The 17,429-nt window shown below is 69.8% G+C and carries 19 protein-coding genes and 1 pseudogene; 9 read left to right on the top strand and 11 right to left on the bottom strand.

The window, feature by feature from the left end; all coding sequences use genetic code 11:
• Window positions 1-4 precede the first annotated feature (4 nt).
• Genes OCU_RS26050 through OCU_RS26035 form a run of 4 tightly spaced genes read right to left on the bottom strand, consistent with a single transcriptional unit; the run spans window position 5 to window position 3,178 of the window.
• The gene (locus OCU_RS26050) at window positions 5-817 is read right to left on the bottom strand and encodes a Cof-type HAD-IIB family hydrolase (RefSeq protein WP_008263000.1); all 813 of its coding nucleotides are present in this window, start codon (window positions 815-817) and stop codon (window positions 5-7) included.
• Window positions 818-836: 19 nt separating this feature from the next.
• On the bottom strand, window positions 837-1,622 hold the full coding sequence (locus OCU_RS26045) for a lysophospholipid acyltransferase family protein (RefSeq protein WP_014378849.1): 786 nt from the start codon (window positions 1,620-1,622) through the stop codon (window positions 837-839).
• A gap of 14 nt (window positions 1,623-1,636) precedes the next feature.
• The gene (locus tag OCU_RS26040; protein WP_014378848.1) at window positions 1,637-2,404 is read right to left on the bottom strand and encodes a lysophospholipid acyltransferase family protein; all 768 of its coding nucleotides are present in this window, start codon (window positions 2,402-2,404) and stop codon (window positions 1,637-1,639) included.
• Window positions 2,405-2,407: 3 nt separating this feature from the next.
• Entirely contained in the window at window positions 2,408-3,178 is a 771-nt protein-coding gene (locus OCU_RS26035) for a lysophospholipid acyltransferase family protein (RefSeq protein ID WP_026071075.1), read from the bottom strand.
• Window positions 3,179-3,309: 131 nt separating this feature from the next.
• On the opposite strand from OCU_RS26035, the gene OCU_RS26030 reads away from it, so the two are divergent.
• Together OCU_RS26030 and OCU_RS26025 are read left to right on the top strand one after the other, a co-directional pair.
• Entirely contained in the window at window positions 3,310-4,860 is a 1,551-nt protein-coding gene (locus OCU_RS26030; RefSeq protein ID WP_009956951.1) for an MBL fold metallo-hydrolase, read from the top strand.
• A complete protein-coding gene (locus OCU_RS26025) occupies window positions 4,857-5,207 on the top strand; it encodes a hypothetical protein (RefSeq protein WP_009956952.1) in 351 nt (116 codons plus the stop codon). Before OCU_RS26030 ends, OCU_RS26025 begins: the two co-directional genes overlap by 4 nt.
• Before the next feature lie 98 nt (window positions 5,208-5,305).
• On the opposite strand, the gene OCU_RS26020 is transcribed toward OCU_RS26025, so the two are convergent.
• Window positions 5,306-6,862 carry a phytoene desaturase family protein gene (locus OCU_RS26020; protein WP_009956954.1) on the bottom strand — a complete coding sequence of 519 codons (1,557 nt, stop codon included), beginning with the start codon at window positions 6,860-6,862 and terminating at the stop codon, window positions 5,306-5,308.
• 49 nt (window positions 6,863-6,911) lie between these two features.
• Window positions 6,912-7,550, bottom strand: coding sequence for a TetR/AcrR family transcriptional regulator (locus OCU_RS26015; RefSeq protein WP_009956956.1), 639 nt, complete (start codon window positions 7,548-7,550; stop codon window positions 6,912-6,914).
• An 88-nt stretch (window positions 7,551-7,638) separates the two neighbouring features.
• Between OCU_RS26015 and OCU_RS26010 the strand changes: the two genes are divergently transcribed.
• Window positions 7,639-8,136 carry a DUF2834 domain-containing protein gene (locus OCU_RS26010; protein ID WP_008262978.1) on the top strand — a complete coding sequence of 166 codons (498 nt, stop codon included), beginning with the start codon at window positions 7,639-7,641 and terminating at the stop codon, window positions 8,134-8,136.
• Here the strand turns inward: OCU_RS26010 and OCU_RS26005 are convergent.
• Window positions 8,133-8,702 carry a class I SAM-dependent methyltransferase gene (locus OCU_RS26005; protein ID WP_009956957.1) on the bottom strand — a complete coding sequence of 190 codons (570 nt, stop codon included), beginning with the start codon at window positions 8,700-8,702 and terminating at the stop codon, window positions 8,133-8,135. The genes OCU_RS26010 and OCU_RS26005 overlap by 4 nt on opposite strands.
• A gap of 55 nt (window positions 8,703-8,757) precedes the next feature.
• Between OCU_RS26005 and OCU_RS26000 the strand changes: the two genes are divergently transcribed.
• Complete coding sequence (locus OCU_RS26000; protein WP_009956958.1) at window positions 8,758-9,504, top strand: AraC family transcriptional regulator; 747 nt, start codon at window positions 8,758-8,760, stop codon at window positions 9,502-9,504.
• On the opposite strand, the gene serS is transcribed toward OCU_RS26000, so the two are convergent.
• Window positions 9,505-10,764, bottom strand: coding sequence for a serine--tRNA ligase (serS, locus tag OCU_RS25995; RefSeq protein ID WP_008262975.1), 1,260 nt, complete (start codon window positions 10,762-10,764; stop codon window positions 9,505-9,507).
• A 112-nt stretch (window positions 10,765-10,876) separates the two neighbouring features.
• Between serS and OCU_RS25990 the strand changes: the two genes are divergently transcribed.
• The 3 genes and pseudogenes from OCU_RS25990 (at window position 10,877) to OCU_RS25980 (ending at window position 12,842) form a co-directional block, all read left to right on the top strand.
• The gene (locus OCU_RS25990) at window positions 10,877-12,247 is read left to right on the top strand and encodes a septum formation family protein (protein WP_009956959.1); all 1,371 of its coding nucleotides are present in this window, start codon (window positions 10,877-10,879) and stop codon (window positions 12,245-12,247) included.
• Window positions 12,248-12,251: 4 nt separating this feature from the next.
• Window positions 12,252-12,654: pseudogene (locus OCU_RS25985) on the top strand (metallopeptidase family protein).
• Window positions 12,651-12,842: a hypothetical protein gene (locus OCU_RS25980; RefSeq protein ID WP_009956962.1), complete on the top strand. Its 192-nt coding sequence runs from the start codon at window positions 12,651-12,653 to the stop codon at window positions 12,840-12,842. Before OCU_RS25985 ends, OCU_RS25980 begins: the two are co-directional and overlap by 4 nt.
• Window positions 12,843-12,850: 8 nt before the next feature.
• On the opposite strand, the gene OCU_RS25975 is transcribed toward OCU_RS25980, so the two are convergent.
• Entirely contained in the window at window positions 12,851-13,537 is a 687-nt protein-coding gene (locus tag OCU_RS25975; RefSeq protein WP_009956964.1) for a histidine phosphatase family protein, read from the bottom strand.
• Complete coding sequence (pheA, locus tag OCU_RS25970) at window positions 13,534-14,484, bottom strand: prephenate dehydratase (protein WP_009956965.1); 951 nt, start codon at window positions 14,482-14,484, stop codon at window positions 13,534-13,536. Before pheA ends, OCU_RS25975 begins: the two co-directional genes overlap by 4 nt.
• Before the next feature lie 90 nt (window positions 14,485-14,574).
• Here pheA and OCU_RS25965 point away from each other — a divergent pair, with 90 nt between their 5' ends.
• A complete protein-coding gene (locus OCU_RS25965) occupies window positions 14,575-15,363 on the top strand; it encodes a DUF2470 domain-containing protein (protein WP_014378844.1) in 789 nt (262 codons plus the stop codon).
• Between the two features lie 44 nt (window positions 15,364-15,407).
• Window positions 15,408-16,592 (top strand): LCP family protein, encoded by a 1,185-nt coding sequence (locus tag OCU_RS25960; RefSeq protein ID WP_014378843.1) that lies wholly within the window; start codon window positions 15,408-15,410, stop codon window positions 16,590-16,592.
• A gap of 9 nt (window positions 16,593-16,601) precedes the next feature.
• On the opposite strand, the gene OCU_RS25955 is transcribed toward OCU_RS25960, so the two are convergent.
• A complete protein-coding gene (locus OCU_RS25955; protein ID WP_008262958.1) occupies window positions 16,602-17,426 on the bottom strand; it encodes a glycerophosphodiester phosphodiesterase in 825 nt (274 codons plus the stop codon).
• Window positions 17,427-17,429 lie beyond the last annotated feature (3 nt).

Below are 17,429 nucleotides of genomic sequence, written 5' to 3'. Positions count from 1 at the left end.
CGCGTTAAAGCCACCAACGTTCCAGCACCCGCCCCACGCCGTCGTCGTTGTTGGCGGCGGTCACCTCGTCGGCGGCGGCCTGCACGTCGGGATGGGCGTTGCCCATCGCCACGCCATGGCCCGCCCAGCGCAGGATCGGCAGGTCGTTGGGCATGTCGCCGAACGCCACCACCTCCTCACGGGCGATCTGCAGCGGCCTGGCGATCTCGTCCACCCCGGTGGCCTTGCTGATCCCCAGCGGCACGATCTCGACCAGGCCGTTGTCGGTGGAGTAGGTGATGTCGCCCTCGATGCCGACGTGCTTGGCCAGCTCGGCGGCCATGTCGGAGCTACGGGCCCCGGCCCGGCGAATGAGCAGCTTGATCGCCGGGGCGCTGAGCAGGTCCTCGATCGACACCTCGGTGTTGTCGGGGTTGAGCCAGGCATGCTCGTAGCCCGGCGAGCTGATGAACTGCGGGGTCGCCGTGTCGTGGGCGCGTTCGCCGATCCGCTCGACGGCCAGACCCGCGCCGGGTATGACGCGAGTCGCCAGCTCCGCCAACTCGGCCAGGGTGTCGACGGACAGCGTGCGCGTCGACATCACCCGGTCGGTGGCGGAGTCATAGATCACGGCGCCGTTGGCGCACACCGCAATTGGGGCGAAGCCCAGCGCGTCGACGACGGGACGTATCCACCGGGGCGGGCGCCCGGTCGCCACGACGAACTGCGCACCGGAGTCCACCGCGGCGCGAATGGCGTCGCGGGTGCGCGGGGTGATCTTTTCGTCGTCGTCGAACAGGGTGCCGTCGACGTCGCAGGCGATGAGCGTCGGCTTCATCGTCCTCGGGCCCGACCGCTCAATGCAATCCGCTTTGCGTCTGCCCCGGGCGCGTGACGCCGTCGGTCCCGTACTTCTGCATCCGCTCCTGCAATTCCGACAACCGGATGGCCCGGGAATCCTCCTGGGTGGGCGCGCCGCCCCCCAATCGGCGCGGCACCCAGAATTCGTCCTTCGGGTGCGGGTATTCCTCCTGCACCCGATACAGCAGGGCATTCATCGCCTCACGCAACACCGCGTTGAGCTGCTCGGGCGTGCCCCGCGGTGGCAGCGGGCGCCCGGCGACCACGGTGATCGGAACCTTGTTGCGCAGCACCTTTTTCGGATGGTCCTTGGGCCAGATCCGGTGGGCGCCCCACACGATCACCGGGACGATCGGCACCTGCGCTTCCAGCGCCATGCGCGCGGCCCCGGTCTTGAATTCCCGCAGCTCGAAACTGCGGCTGATGGTGGCCTCGGGGTGCGTCCCGATCAGCTCGCCCTCGCGCATGCGTTGCACCGCCGCGTCGAAGGCGTCGTGACCCGACCTGCGATCCACCGGGATCAGCCGGGCGTGCTTGATGACGTAGTTGACCGCCTTCACGTCGGCCATCTCGGCCTTGATCATGAAATACGCGCGGCGTCGGCGCTCCCGGACGGCCATCAGCGTGGGAAGCCAGTCCAAGTAACTGGTGTGGTTTTGGGCCAGCAGGGCGCCGCCGCGCTCGGGGATGTTCTCGAGGCCCTCATAGGTGAACTTGGTTCCCTGCATGGCGACCATCGGCGGGACGATCCACTCCGCCAGCCGGTAGAACCCCTCGGGCATGTTGTCTCCTTCGCCTACTGCGACGGGCGGTCGGCCCGGTTGGCCGCCTTCTTGGCCGATCGGGCCGCCGCCTCGTCGGCCTCGATGCGCGCGGCCTCCGCGCGGGTCGGGGCCGTCCCGCCCAGCCGGTGCGGCACCCAGTACGCCCCGGGCTCGTGCGGATAGTCCCGTTGCGCCTCGTGCAGCAACGTCGTCATCGAGTCGCGCAGGGCAGCGTCGGTCTGCGCAATGTCTTCGCGCACCTGCAACGGCGCGCCCACCTGCACGGTGACAGGAATTTTGGCCCGACCCAGTTTACGCGGGTGGTCCTTGGTCCAGATGCGCTGCGCCCCCCACACGATCACCGGGACGATCGGGACGTTCGCCTCCAGCGCCATCCGCGCGGCGCCCGTCTTGAACTCCTTGAGCTCGAAGCTGCGACTGATCGTCGCTTCGGGGTACACGCCCACCAGCTCACCCTCACGGAGCCGCTGCACGGCCACCGCGTAGGCGCCCGCGCCGGCGCCCCGGTCCACCGGGATCGTGCGGGTGTGCTTGATCAGGAAGTTGACCACCCTGACCTGCTGCATCTCCGCCTTGATCATGAACCGCAGGCGCCGCCCCCGGCGGTACACGGCCAGGCCAGCGGGCAAAAAGTCGACGTAGCTGGTGTGGTTGATCGCCACCACGGCCCCACCCCGCTCAGGGATGTGCTGCTCGCCGCGATAGGTGATTTTGGTGCCGGTGGCCGCCACCGCCAGTTGGGCCAGGAGCTCCAGCGCGCGGAAGGTCGGCTCCACCATCGATCACTGCTCCGGCGCCCCTGCGGGGCGCGCCCGGCGCGCCGCCCGGGCGGCCGCCTCCTCGGCTTCCAGCCGGGCCGCTTCCGCCAGCGACGGGGCGCCCCCGCCCAACCGGTGCGGCACCCAGAACTCCCCGGCGGGATGGGCGCCGTAGAGTTCCTGCGCGCGTTCGAGCAGGTGCTGCATCCGGGAATGCAGGAGGCCCTTCAATTCCTCGATGCCCAGCGTCGGCTCGATCGGTTCCCCGACCACCACGACGATCGGCACCTTCGGCCGCCAGAGCTTCTTCGGGTGGTCCTTGGTCCAGATGCGCTGGGCGCCCCAGACGATGTGCGGGACGATCGGCACCCCGGCCTCGACCGCCATGCGGGCCGCGCCCGATTTGAACTCCTTGATCTCGAAGCTGCGGCTGATGGTGGCCTCGGGGTAAACCCCGACCAGCTCACCGTCTTTCAGGTGCCGGACGGCGGCCTCGTAGGAGGCGGCGCCGTCCTGCCGATTCACCGAGATGTGGCGCAGGCTGCGCATGATGGGCCCGGTGACCTTGTGGTCGAAGACCTCCTGCTTGGCCATGAACCGCACCTTGCGGCCCAGGCCCTGCTTGTAGGCGGGCAACCCCGCGAACGTGAAGTCCAAATAGCCGGTGTGGTTGATCGCGATGACCGCACCGCCGCTCGTCGGGAGGTTCTCCACACCCGTGACCGTGATCTTCAGCCCCTGCGCGCGCCATACCAAGCGGGCTAGCTGGATGACAGTCCCGTAAACCGGTTCCACAGCTCATCAGCCTAGTGCTCCGGGCTGCGCGGCGCCCCCGGATGGCGCCTCGCGCTAAGCTCGGGGGCGCAAAAACCGTCACCGCCGGCCGACCCCGACTCGGTCCCCCAGCGCCCCCCGGAAAGGTATTAGTGCAGGTCACCAGCGTAGGCCACGCCGGATTTCTGATCGAGACCCAAGCGGGCAGCATCCTTTGCGACCCCTGGGTCAATCCGGCCTACTTCGCCTCCTGGTTCCCGTTCCCGGACAACAGCACGCTGGACTGGGACAAGCTGGGCGCCTGCGACTACCTGTACGTGTCGCACCTGCACAAGGACCACTTCGACGCGAAGAACCTGGCCGAGCACGTCAACAAGGACGCGACGGTCCTGCTGCCGGACTTTCCCGTGCCTGACCTGCGAAACGCGTTGCAGGAGTTGGGCTTTCACCGATTCTTCGAGACCAGCGATTCGGTGAAGCATCGGATCGACGGTCCCCGTGGCGGTCTGGACGTCATGATCATCGCCCTGCGGGCGCCCGCCGACGGCCCGATCGGCGATTCGGCGCTGCTGGTCTCCGACGGCGCCACAACGGTTTTCAACATGAACGACGCCCGGCCCGTCGACCTGGACGTGCTGGCCGCCGAGTTCGGGCACATCGATGTGCACCTGCTGCAGTACTCCGGGGCGATCTGGTACCCGATGGTCTACGACATGCCGGCGCGCGCCAAGGAGTCCTTCGGCGTCCAGAAGCGGCAACGGCAGATGGACCGCGCCCGCCAGTACCTCGCCCAGGTCGGGGCTACGTGGGTGGTCCCGTCCGCGGGGCCGCCGTGCTTCCTGGATCCCGAGTTGCGCCACCTCAACGACGACCACGCGGATCCGGCCAACATCTTTCCGGACCAGATGGTGTTCCTGGACCAGATGCGCACGCACGGCCACGACGGCGGCCTGCTGATGATGCCCGGGTCGACCGCCGACTTCACCGGGTCCACCCTGAATTCGCTGCGCCACCCGCTGCCCACCGACGAGGTCGAGGCCATCTTCACCACGGGCAAGGCCGACTACATCGCCGCGTACGCCGAGCGGATGGCGCCCGTCGTCGCCGCCGAGCGGGCGAGCTGGGCCCCCGCGGCCGGGGAACCCCTCCTGGAATCGCTGCGCGCGTTGTTCGAGCCGATCATGTCCCAAAGCGACGAGATCTGCGACGGGATCGGCTACCCCGTCGAACTGGTGCTCGGTCCCGAGACGGTGATCCTGGACTTCCCGAAACGCGCCGTGCGGGAACGGATTCCGGACGAGAAAGTCCGCTACGGATTCGAGATCGCACCGGAGCTGGTGCGCACCGTGCTGCGCGACCGCGAACCCGACTGGGTCAACACCATCTTCTTGTCCACCCGCTTTCGGGCGTGGCGGGTCGGCGGCTACAACGAGTACCTCTACACCTTCTTCAAGTGCCTGACCGACGAACGCATCGCCTACGCCGACGGCTGGTTCGCCGAAACCCACGACGACTCGGCGTCGGTCACGCTGGACGGCTGGGAGATCCAGCGCCGCTGTCCCCACCTCAAGGCCGATCTGTCGAAATTCGGTGTGGTAGAAGGGAACACGTTGACCTGCAACCTGCACGGGTGGCAGTGGCGATTGGACGACGGGCGGTGCCTGACCGCGCGGGGCCACCAGCTGCGGAGTCGCCGCGCGTGAACGACTCCCACCGCTCCTACGACTCCTACGACGATGGGCTGGTTCAGCTGGATCGCGCGGCGATCACGTTGCGCCGCTACCACTTTCCGTCGGGCACATCGAAGGTCATCGCGCTCGGCTCGATCCGCGGTTACAAAGCCGAAAGCCTGGGCCTGTTCACGCAGCGGCTCCGAATCTGGGGCAGCTCCGATTTCCGCCGCTGGCTTCCCCTGGACATCCGACGGCCGCTGCGGTCGACGCTGATCACCCTGGACGTACCAGGCACCTGGCCCAGCCCCGCGTTCACGCCGGCGCGTCCCGACGAGTTCACCGCGCTGCTCGACGAACTGCTGGCCGCCCGCGGCTAGCGTCCCCGGCCGGCGAGCGCCCGGCGTCGGGCCGCCGAACGTGCACTGATGGCGAATTCCGGCGTGATTTCTCGCACTGGTTACACGCTGGGTGAGGGTCAGCGCGCATCCAATGCCGCACGCGCCGCGTTGTAGCCGGGGATGAACGTGATGCCGGGTCCGCCGTGGCATCCCGCGCTGCCCAGGTACAGCCCCTCGATCGGGATCGGCTGGCCCAGAAACCCCCTGGGGCCCGGCCGGTTGGGGCCGACCTGATTCGCGTTCAACAGACCGTGGCAGTAGTCGCCGCCCGGGGCGCCGAACATCACCCCCATGTGCTTGGGCGTGAAGGTGGTGTGCCGGATGATGCTGCGTTCGAAATTCGGCGCGAGCCGGGTGATCTTGTCGATCACCCGCTGACCCATTTCGACCTTCGCCTGCCCATAATCCACGTCCCCCTCGATCGGGAAGAACAACGCGAACGCCGACGCGGCGTGCTTGCCCGCCGGGGCGAGGTCCGGGTCGTTCTGCGAGGGGATCTGCAGCACCACCGTGGGATCGGCCGGAACGACCCCGCGCCGCGCGTCCTCCCACTGCCGCTGGACCTCTTCCGGCGTGCAGAACAGGCCGATGGAGGCCTGCATGGCCGGTGCGTTGAGGGCCTCATACGGCGCGGCGAAGGCGGGGGCCTCGTCCAGCGCGAAGTGCATCTGCAGGTAGCTGCCGCGGTGGTCGATGCGCGCGTAGCGCGCCCGGATGTCGGCGGGCAGCGCGGCGGGATCGATCAGGTCGTTGAGCGTGGTGTCCGGGGCGATGCCCGAAACGACGATCGGAGCGTGCAGCGTCTCCCCCGCCTCGGTGCGCACCCCGGTCACCCGCCCGTCCGCGACGAGGATCTCGGTCACCTTGGTGCGCAGCCGAACCTCCCCGCCGTGGCTTTCCAGCACGTCGCACAGGTGCGAGGTGAGCGCGCCGATGCCGCCGCGCAGCTTCTTCATCTGCATCGTGTCGCCCTCGGGAACGCCGAGGCCGAAGGCGAGCGCGGCCGCGCTGCCGGGAGTGGCCGGGCCGCGGTACAGCGTGTTGACGGCCAGCACGGTCATCGAACCGCGCAGCGCGCCGTGTTTCTCGCGGTCGGGCAGGTAGCGGTCCAGCACGTCGGTGACCGAGCCGAACAGCATGTCGTCGATGGCCGCGCGCTCGAATTCGTTTGTGGCGCAGGCATACATCTCGTCGATGCTCTTGGGCGGGGTGCCGGCTTCGAAGCGGCCCAGCGCGCGGGTCGGGCCCTGGCTCCACGCCATCAGCCCCGCCATCCCGTTGACGGCGTCGGCCCCGTGCACCTCGTTGAGGTGGGTGAACAGCTTGACCGGGTCGCTGTATTGAACCAGCGGATCGTCGCCGACCCCGCGCACCGCCACCGACATCACGTCCAGGTCGATCGTCGGCAGGGTGTCCAGGCCCAGCTCGTCGACCACCACCTGTGACGTCGGGAACTGCACCGAGCCGGCGATCTCGAACTGATACCCGTCGAAAAGCTCGACGGTGGAAGCCATCCCGCCGGCGTAGAGCTTGGGATCCAGGCACACCGTCCGCAGCCCGGCCTTGGCCAGCAGCACCGCCGCGGTCAGACCGTTGTGCCCCGCACCGATGACGATCGCGTCATATCCAGTCATGTTCTTGCCCTCCGCAAAGGAGGCTCGCACGGCCCCAAAGTTTTGTCAATTATGACGAAACTTGCCCGGAGGTCGCGGTGAGCCAGGAGTCGGTGATCCCCGCCCGCAGCGACTCCAACGCCGCGTGGCACAGCCGCGCGAGTTCGCCCAAAGACCGCTCGTCGCCGACCATCCAGACCTCCATCGCGCCGAAGACGGCCGCCGCGATGCACCGCGCGGTCACCGCGGTGCGCACCCGCTGGTCGGCCGTCGGCTCCGCGTTACCGCGGCCACGCCGTCGCAGCTGTGCCGCAATGGCGTCGGCGAAGTCGGCCTGGACCTCCCGGATGTGGCGGACGATGCGGCCGGGGTCGAGCTCGTCCTGGCGCAGCGCGGCGATCTTGGTGACGGCGTCGACGTCGTACGGGAACGAGAAGATGGCCGACTGCACCGAGTCGATGATCGGTTCGTCGGCCGGCCTGGCGTCCAGGGCCGCGCGAAACCAGTGCAGCCCCGTGTAATCGGCGAACAACAGGTCGTGCTTCGAGCTGAAGTGGCGATAGAACGTCCTCAGCGACACCCCGGCGTCGGCGGCGATCTGTTCGGCCGACGTGTCCTCGACACCCTGGGCGAGGAAGCGCACCAGGGCGGCCTGGCGCAACGCTTCGCGGGTGCGCTCGCTGCGCGCCGTCTGAGCGGGCCTGACCATTGCAGCAAGATACCAACACTTCGGTTTGGCCATTCGGTTTGTTGTGTCAATATTGACAAAACTTTGCGGCGCGGGTGAGACTGCGCCCATGGTCTCGCTACTCACTCACGCGGTGCTCGGACTGGCGGTCATCGGTTGGATCGTCACGTCGAACTCGAAGGTCTTCGCCCGGCCGGCCAACGGCCCACTGTTTTCGCCGATGGAAATCGTCTACTACGTCGTCGGCATCGCGTCCGTGGCGCTCGGCTGGTATTTCAACATCACGTTCGTGCACGAGTACTCGCAGGGCTCCACCAATCCCCTGTGGGGCGAACACGGGAGCTGGGCCGAATACATCAAGCTGATGTTCACCAACCCCGCCGCGAGCTCGGCCAGCCAGGACTACACGATCGCGAATGTGATTCTGCTGCCGATCTTTACGATCGTGGACGGCTACCGGCGCGGGCTGCGCCACCCCTGGCTGTACTTCGTGTCCAGCCTGTTCACCAGCTTCGCGTTCGCGTTCGCCTTCTACTTCGCGACGATGGAACGGCAGCGCCGGCACGCGCAGGTCACCGGCGAGGCCGCGCCGAAGATCAGCGCCTAGCCCGGTTTGGTGGCCCGCCATCGCTGCCGGCCACGCTTGACGTCGGTGTCGATGTCGGTGAATCCCGCGGCGCGAAGCCGGCCGGGCAGGTCCTTCGGCGCGATGGGGTTGTAGGTGTCGGCAACGTGGATCAGTCGGAACGCCAGCGACGGGACACCGTCGCTACCGGCGAACACCCCGCCGGGCCGCAGCAGCCTGAACGCCTCGGCGAAGAGCTGATCCTGCAACGCGGCGGTGGGAACGTGGTGCAGCATCGTGAAGCACACCACCGACGTGAAATCGGCTGCGGGCAGGCCGGTTTCGGTGCCGCTCGCCTGGATGATCCGGGCCCGCTCGCCGTAGCGGCGCTGCAGGCGATCGGCCATCGCGCTGTCGAGTTCAACGGCCGTGAGTGATTCCGTGCGATCGAGCAGGGCGCGCAGTGTCGCGCCGTATCCGGGGCCGATTTCCACAGTGCGCGTGCCCAGTTCGACGCCGTGGAGCGCCCACGGCAGCAGCTGATCGGCCACCGCCCTTTCCCATGACGGGGAGCTGCAGCGCCGTCGGTGGATCAGATTCATCGCCATACCGCCCACGCTAGGCCGCGACGGCGGGTGCGTGCTTCCGATATCCTGCCGAGATATGTCGGAAGTCAGCCACCACGGACTGGTCACGTCGGCGCAGACGCTGCCGCCGGGCGCGCGGATCGAACGGCACCGCCATCCGCAACACCAGATCGTGTACCCGTCCTCGGGCGCGGTGTCGGTGACCACCCCGGCCGGAACGTGGATCACGCCGGCCAATCGCGCCATCTGGATACCGGCCGGATGCTGGCACGAACACAAGTTCCACGGCACGACGCAATTTCACGGCGTCGCACTGGATCCCGGCCGCTACCGCCGCGGCCCGCGGGCGCCGGCCGTGCTGGCGGTCAGCCCGCTGATGCGTGAACTGATCATCGCGTGTTCGCAGGCCGACGGCACCGAGACCGCCGAGCATCACCGGATGCTGGCCGTCCTGCACGACCAGGTGCGGGCGACCGGCGTCGCGGAGCCGCTGTGGATCCCCACGCCCGTCGACCCCCGGCTGCGCCGGGCGTGCGCACTGATCGCCGATAACCTGCGCGAGCCGTTGACGCTGCAGCAGATCGGCGATCGGGTCGGCGTCGGCCAACGCACGCTGAGCCGATTGTTCAGCGACGAGCTGGCCATGACGTTCCCGCAATGGCGCACGCAGGTCCGGCTGCAGCACGCCCTCGTGTTGCTCGCCGATCGGCGCGATGTCACGTCGGTGGCGGCCGAATGTGGTTGGGCCACGGCGAGTGCGTTCATCGACACCTACCGGCGGGCGTTCGGCCACACCCCGGGGCAGCTGGCCGGCGGGCGCTAGCTACCCACCCGGCTCGAGCACCTCGGCGCCGACGAACGGCACCAGCGCCTCGGGAACCCGCACACTGCCGTCGGGCCGCTGGTGGTTCTCCAGGATCGCCACCAGCCAGCGGGTGGTGCCCAGCGTGCCGTTGAGCGTGGCCGCGGTCTGGGGCTTGCCGTTCTCGTCGCGGTAGCGGGTCGACAGCCGGCGCGCCTGGAACGTGGTGCAGTTCGACGTCGACGTCAGCTCGCGATAGGTGCCCTGCGTGGGAACCCACGCCTCGCAGTCGAACTTGCGGGCGGCCGACGAGCCGAGATCGCCTGCGGCCACGTCGATCACCCGATACGGCACCTCGATGCGGGCCAGCATCTCGCGCTGCCAACCCAGCAGCCGCTGGTGTTCGGCCTCGGCGTCGGCGGGCGTGCAGTAGACGAAGCCTTCGACCTTGTCGAACTGATGCACCCGGATGATGCCGCGGGTGTCCTTGCCGTGGCTGCCGGCCTCGCGCCGGAAGCACGACGACCAGCCCGCATAGCGCAGCGGTCCGCCGGACAGGTCGAGGATCTCGTTGGCGTGGTAGCCGGCAAGCGGCACCTCGGACGTGCCGACGAGGTAAAGATCATCGGCGTCGAGGTGATACACCTCTTCTGCGTGGGCGCCGAGGAATCCGGTGCCCGACATCACTTCTGGACGCACCAGCACCGGCGGGATGATCAGGGTGAAACCGTTGCTGACTGCCAGCTGCGCCGCCAGCTGCAGCAGGCCGAGCTGCAGCAGCGCGCCCTGGCCGGTCAAAAAGTAGAACCGCGAGCCGGACACCTTGGCGCCGCGCTGCATGTCGATCAGGCCCAGCGACTCGCCCAGCTCGAGGTGGTCCTTGGGGTCGTCGAGCGCCGGGGGTTCGCCGACGGTGTCGAGGACGGCGAAGTCGTCCTCCCCGCCGGCCGGGACGCCGTCGATGACGACGTTCGAGATGGCCATGTGCGCCGCGGTGAACGCCGCCTCCGCCTCGGCCTGGGCGGCCTCGGCGGCCTTCACCTGCTCGGCCAGTTCCTTGGCGCGCGCGAGCAACGCGGGCCGCTCGTCGGGCGACGCGGCGCCGACGCTCTTGCTCGCGGACTTCTGGTCTGCGCGCAGCGCGTCGGCGGAGGAGATGGCGGCCCGGCGTGCGGCGTCGGCCGACAGCAGCGTGTCCACCAGCGTCGGGTCTTCACCGCGGCTGAGCTGGGAGCGGCGCACGGCGTCGGGGTCTTCCCGGAGCAGCTTCAGGTCGATCACGGCCCTGACACTACTTTCACCGGCACCGCCCGACCGGCACAGCGTCCCCGCCGGCCCGGCTCAGGACTCACATCAGTAACTTTTGTCACGCGCCTCAGGTCGTCCTGTCAGAATGGACCCGATGTCGCAAGCGCCCGAGAAGGAACGTTCGGAAGGCCCCGCCGTCGAGACGCCCGCCGCCTCGACCGGTGAGCCGTCCGGACAGCAGCCGTCGGCATTCTTGTGGCCGCGCAGCCTGCAGGCCCGGGCCACCCGGCGGGCGCTGCTGCTGACCGCGCTCGGGGGCCTGTTGATCGCCGGGCTGGTGACCGCGATCCCGGTCAGCACCGAATCGGGGCGACTCCTCGACAGCAGCCCCGTGCGCAGCACCGGGGCCAAGAGCGACGCCGCCCTCAACCGCGCCTCCCGCGGCGAATGCCTGATGTGGCCCGACGCCACGCCGGAGTCGGCGAAGATCGTCAACTGCGGCGACGACCACAAGTTCGAAGTGGCCGAATCCATTGACATGCGCACGTTCCCGGGCTCGGAGTACGGACCCAACGCCGCGCCCCCGACGCCCGCCCGCATCCAGCAGATCACCCAGGAGCAGTGCGAGGCGTCCGTCCGTAACTACCTCGGACTCAAGTTCGATCCGAACAGCAAGTTCACCGTCAGCCTGCTGTGGCCCGGCGACCGCGCGTGGCGTCAGTCCGGCGATCGCCGCATGCTGTGCGGCCTGCAACTGCCCGCCACGAACAACCAGCAGCAGGCGTTCAAGGGCAAGGTCGCCGACGTCGACCAGTCCAAGGTCTGGCCGGCCGGCACCTGCCTAGGCATCGATCCGGCGACCAACCAGCCGACCGATGTGCCGGTGGACTGCACGGCCCCGCACGCGATGGAGGTCACCGGCACGGTCAACCTGGCCGAGAGGTTCCCGGACGCCCTGCCCGCCGAGCCGGACCAGGACAGCTTCATCAAGGATTCGTGCACCAAGATGACCGACGCCTACCTGGCGCCGGTCAAGCTGCGCACCACCACGCTGACCCTGATCTACCCCACGGTGCCGCTGGCGAGCTGGACGGCCGGCAGCCGCGAGGTGGCCTGCAGCATCGGCGCGACGCTGGGCAACGGGGGCTGGGCCACCCTGCTGAACAGCGCCAAGGGTCAGCTGCTGATCAACGGCCAGCCCCCGGTGCCGCCGCCCGACATCCCCGAAGAGCGCCTGACCATGCCGCCGATTCCGCTGCAGGTCCCGGCGCAGGCGCCGTCCAACCAGTCCACCACGGCGCCGGAGATGCCGCCGAACAATCAGCACCTGCCGGGCCAGCAACCCGTGGTGACACAGCCCCAGCAGCCACCGCAACCCCAGCAGGCCCCCCAGCAGCAGCCTCCCGCGCCGCAAGCACCGCCCCCGCCGGCGGACAACGGCGCACCGCCCGCGAACCCGGCACCCGAGGCGCCCCCGCCGCCGGCCCCGCCCGCCGAGCCCCCACCGGGGGGCTAGCCGGGTGCCCGTGCGGATGGATCCGCGGCGCTTCGACGAACTGGTCTCCGACGCCCTCGATCTGATACCGCCCGAGCTGGCCGCCGCGATGGACAACGTCGTCGTGCTGGTCGAGGACCGCCATCCCGAGGACGCCGAACTGCTCGGGCTGTACGAAGGAGTGGCGCTGACCGAGCGCGACTCCGACTACGCCGGCGCGCTGCCCGACGCCATCACCATCTACCGCGAGGCGCTGCTGGACGTGTGCGAGTCCGAGGCCGAGGTCGTCGAGGAGGTGGCCATCACGGTGATCCACGAAATCGCGCACCACTTCGGCATCGACGACGACCGGCTGCACGAACTGGGCTGGGCCTGACTGGCGCGGCGTCCCGGATTTGTCCCCCGCGGGTGCTATGAACGCGTTATGAGCACTGACTGCCGCGACTGCCGGGCAGGCTTAGATCACTGTCACGGCACCATCATTCACCACGCGCTGCACCGGTCGGAGTGCACCGAGCCGGACTGCTTCAGCCCCGAACTGTTGCCGCACGCCTTCGTCATCGACTGCGAGGCCGTGGGCTGTGCCTGCACCGAAGTGATCGCGCTGGCCGTCTGATCGACGTCTCAACCCATCGGGTCGGTGCTTGATCGCACCGCGTCCGCGACCGGGGTGGCCTCGGCCTCCGGATAAAAGGGCGGGGTCAACGTCCCCCAGCGCACGCAACTCCACCGGCCGTCGGTGATCGGGGTCAAGGCCACCGATTGGGCGTTCTCGAGATGGTTGTCGAGCGCGAAGTCGGCCTCCACGCCGGCCAGGACCGCGGCGGCCAGCCGGATCGCGGCGCCGTGGCTGACGACCACGATGTCGCCGTGGAAGTCGTGGTTGTCGAGGTAGCGCAGGCGCAGGTCGGTGAGCACCGGCACGTAGCGGTCCAGCACGTCGTTGCCGGTCTCGCCGCCGGGCAGCGGCACGTCGAGCTCGCCGCGATGCCAGCGGTCGTAGATGGCGTTGAACTCCGCGACCGCCGCGTCGTCGTTGCGGTCTTCGAGCCGGCCGACCTGCACCTCGTGGATGCCGGGCACCTCGATGGCCGACATGGCGAGCTGGTCCGCGATCACCGCCGCGGTCTGCGATGCCCGGGTGGCGACCGAGTGCGCGAGCATCGCCGGGCGGCCCGAGCCGCGGGCGAACGCCCGGGCCTGGTCGCGGCCCAAGGGCGTCAGCTCCGCCCCGGGCGGGCGGGTGTCGAGCCGGCGCTCGACGTTGCCGTAGGACTGGCCGTGGCGCACCAGGATCAAGCGACCGCTCACCGCTGCGACCCCCCGGCAGGGTCTTCGGGCTTTCCGTCGCGGACCCGCGCCAGCCAGCGCAACGCCTCGTCGGCGGACGGCGGCAGGGCCCCGGCGGGCGAACCGGTGGGCCAAGATCCGAGATATCGCACATCGGCACAACGACGGTGCAGCGCCTTGAGTGCCTCGGCCACGGCGTCGTCGTCGATGTGTCCGACGCAATCGGCGAAAAACCGGTAGGTGCCGAGTCCGGTTCTGGTCGGCCGGGATTCGATCCGGGTCAGATCGATGCCGCGGACGGCGAATTCGGCGAGCGCCGCCAGCAGGGCGCCCGGCGCGTTGTCGATGCGCAGCACCACCGAGGTCCGATCGGCTCCGGTGCGGGCCGGCGGGCGGCCCGGCAGGCCGACCAAAACGAAGCGGGTGCGGGCATTGGGCTCGTCGACCACGCCGTCGGCCAGGGTGTCCAGGCCCCAGTGGGTGGCCGCCAGCGGCGAGGTCACGGCGGCGTCGACCCGCCCCTCGGCGACCTGCTGGGCGGCGTCGGCGTTGGAGTACGCCGGCCGCAGTTCGGCATCGGCCAGGTTCGCGGCCACCCACTGCCGCACCTGTGCCGCGGCCACCCCGAAGGCGGCCAACGTGCGCACGTCGGCGGCGCGGCATCCCCGTTTGACGACGATGCTGAACGCGACGTCCAGCGTCGTCTCGGCGAAGACCTGCAGCGGTGAGCCCATGGCCAAGCTGTCCAGGGTCGGCGTCACCGAACCGTCGATCGAGTTCTCGATCGGGACGCACGCGTAGTCCGCGGCGCCGTCGCGCACCGCGGCCAACGCCGCGGAGGTGCTGTCGAACGGCACCGACTGCACCCCGTCGGAGTGCGGGGCGGGAACCATGCCGGCGGCCGTGATCTGCCGCAGCGCCGCCTCGGTGAAGGTCCCTTCCGGACCGAGGTAAGCGATGCGGGCCACGTCCCAACCCTAGCGGCGCGCCGCACAGAAAACCCTTGCGACGCCAACCGGCGTAAGTTAACTTAGGCTTACCTAAGCATAAGGATGAGAATGGTATTACCGCTGAGCTGCCACGCCCCGACCACCGCCGAACGGATCCGCAGCGCGTGCGTGCGCGCCGGCGGCGCGCTCCTGGCGATCGAGCACGACGACCCGGTCCCCACGCCCGTGCACCACCTGATGGACGACGGCTCCTTCGCGCTGGCGCTGCCCGTCGAACAGCAACGCGGGCGGCCCATCGCGGGATCGCAAGCGCTGCTGGAGCTGACCGACTACGCGCCGCTTCCCCTGCGCGAACCGGTCCGTTCGCTGGTGTGGGTGCGCGGGCGCCTGCAGCAGGTGCCCCCGGCGGAGATCCTCTCCACGCTCGACGTGATCGCCGCCGAATGCCCGGATCCGGCGTTGCTGGGCGTCGACACGCCGAGGTGTGCGCCCCCCGGCGGGCAGGAGCAGCGGTACACGCTGCTGCGGCTCGAGATCGCCTCGGTCGTGGTCACCGACGCGACCGGCGCGGAGCCGGTGGCCGTCGACGACCTTCTCGCTGCCCGGCCCGACCCGTTCTGCGCGCTCGAGTCGAGCCTGCTGCGGCACCTGGACGCCGCCCACGGCGACGTCCTGGCGCGGCTGGTGTCCCGGCTGCCGGCGCCCCTGCGCCGCGGGCACGTGCGACCGCTGGGGCTCGACCGCTACGGCGTGCGGTTCCGCGTCGAGGGCGCCGACCAGGACCACGACGTCCGGCTTCCGTTCCACAAACCGGTGGACGACATGACCGGCCTGCGCCAGGCCATTCGGGTGCTGATGGGGTGCCCGTTCATCAATGGGCTGCGGGCGCGCGGCTAGCCAGTCCTGATCGCGGTGCGCCGCAGGGCACGTACGTTAGCCAGGTGAACCGCGACCGCGCACCGCAGCGTCGGCGGCCCGCTCCGCCGGGCCCGCCGGTCCCGCCGCGCCCCGAGCCGCCGCAGGTGATCCCCCGCGAGGGCGCCCCGCCGCCGTCGCCGACCGCGGAGACCCAACCCTTGCACCGCCCGGCGCCACCGGCCCCGGCGGCCGTCGCCCCGGCGCAGCGATCGCGCCCGCCCCGACCACGCGCGCCCCGCAAGCGGCGCCGCTGGATCCGAACCATGGTGTCGTTCTTGGTGGTGGCCGTGCTGCTGATCGGCGCGGGCCTGGTCGCCGGCGCCGTCTGGTTCGACACCAAACTGCACCGCGAGCAGGTGCTCGCCGACTATCCCGAACGCCCCGCGCCCGGCCGCGGCACCAACTGGCTCATCGTCGGCTCGGATAGCCGCCAGAGCCTGAGCGCCGCGCAGCAACAGGACTTGGCCACCGGCGGCGACATCGGGGACGGCCGCACCGACACGATCCTGCTGGTTCACGTGCCGGGCGTCGGGTCCAGCGTTCCCACGGCGCTGGTGTCGATACCCCGCGATTCTTTGGTGCCGATCCCGGATCACGGGAAGGACAAGGTCAACGCGGCGTTCTCGATGGGTGGCGCGCGGTTGTTGGTCCGCACCCTGGAACAGGCGACCGGATTGCGCATCGATCACTATGCCGAGATCGGCTTCGGCGGGTTCGCCGCGCTGGTCGACGCGCTCGGCGGGGTGACGGTGTGCCCGGCGACCCCGATCGATGACCCGCTGGCCGGCATCGACCTGCCGGCCGGCTGCCAGAGGCTCGACGGCCGGCAGGCGCTCGGATACGTCCGGACGCGCGACACCCCGCGGGCCGATCTGGACCGCATGGTCAATCAGCGTCAGTTCGTGGCCGAACTGCTGCATCGCGCCGGCAGCCCGGCGGTGTGGCTCGATCCCCGGCGCTGGTATTCGGTGCCGCGCGCGGCCGCCGACGCCCTGACCGTCGACCAGGACGACCACGCCTGGGACCTGGCCCGGCTGGGCTGGGCGTTGCACGGGCCCACCGCCACCATGACCGTCCCGATCGGGGAGTTCACCAGCGGTGACGCCGGCGCGGTGGTGGTGTGGAATCACGACGCGGCCGGCCGGTTGTTCGACGCGTTGGCCGCCGACGCGCCGCTGCCGCCCACCACGGCGGAGGGCCAGCAGTAGCGGACCGACCTAGATGCTGACCTGGCCGGCGGGATTGCCGCGGAGCCACGCCTTGGTGCGGCCCGGGTGGTGGGTGGCCAGCCAGGCCACGCCGACGTCGCGGCAGAAGTCGATGTCGTCGTACTCGTCGACGTTCCAGCAGTAGACCGCCCTGCCCTGGGCGATGGCGCGGTCCGCCAGTTGGGGATATTCCTTCAACGTCAGCAGCGAGGGCCCGACGGCGGTGGCGCCGACGGCGGTGGGCGCGCCGCTGGTCAGGTAGCGCGCCGTTTTGCCCAGCAGCACGGTGGGCAGCAGCGGCGCCGCCCGCCGGATCCGCCAGATCGCGGACGCCGAGAACGACATCACCACGGCGCGGGACCGATCGGCCGAGGCGGGCGCGGCGATGCCGAAACGGTGCAGCAACGCCAGGAGCTTGGTCTCCACCAGCGAGCCGTACCGGACGGGGTGCTTGGTTTCGATGAAGAGCTTTACCGGCCGATGCCAATCCAGCACCAGCGAAACCAGCGCGTCCAGGGTCAGCAGACTGGTGTCGCCGTGCGTGCCGTCCTCGCGCCAGCTGTCGTGCCACGCGCCGTACTCGAGCTCGCGCAGCTGAGCCAGCGTCATCGTGCTGACCAGGCCGGCTCCGGTCGAGGTGCGGTCCAGCCGGCGGTCGTGCACGCACACGAGATGGCCGTCGCGGGTCAACCGCACATCACATTCCACGCCGTCGGCGCCCTCTTTGAGCGCGAGATCGTAGGCGGCCAGCGTGTGTTCGGGACGCGCCGCCGAAGCACCGCGGTGGGCGACGACATACGGATGCCCGGCGAGCACCTCGTCGGCCCACGTCATATC

Source organism: Mycobacterium intracellulare ATCC 13950 (genome assembly GCF_000277125.1).
Classification (GTDB): Bacteria; Actinomycetota; Actinomycetes; order Mycobacteriales; family Mycobacteriaceae; genus Mycobacterium; species Mycobacterium intracellulare.
This window is presented reverse-complemented; position numbering and strand designations above follow the sequence as displayed.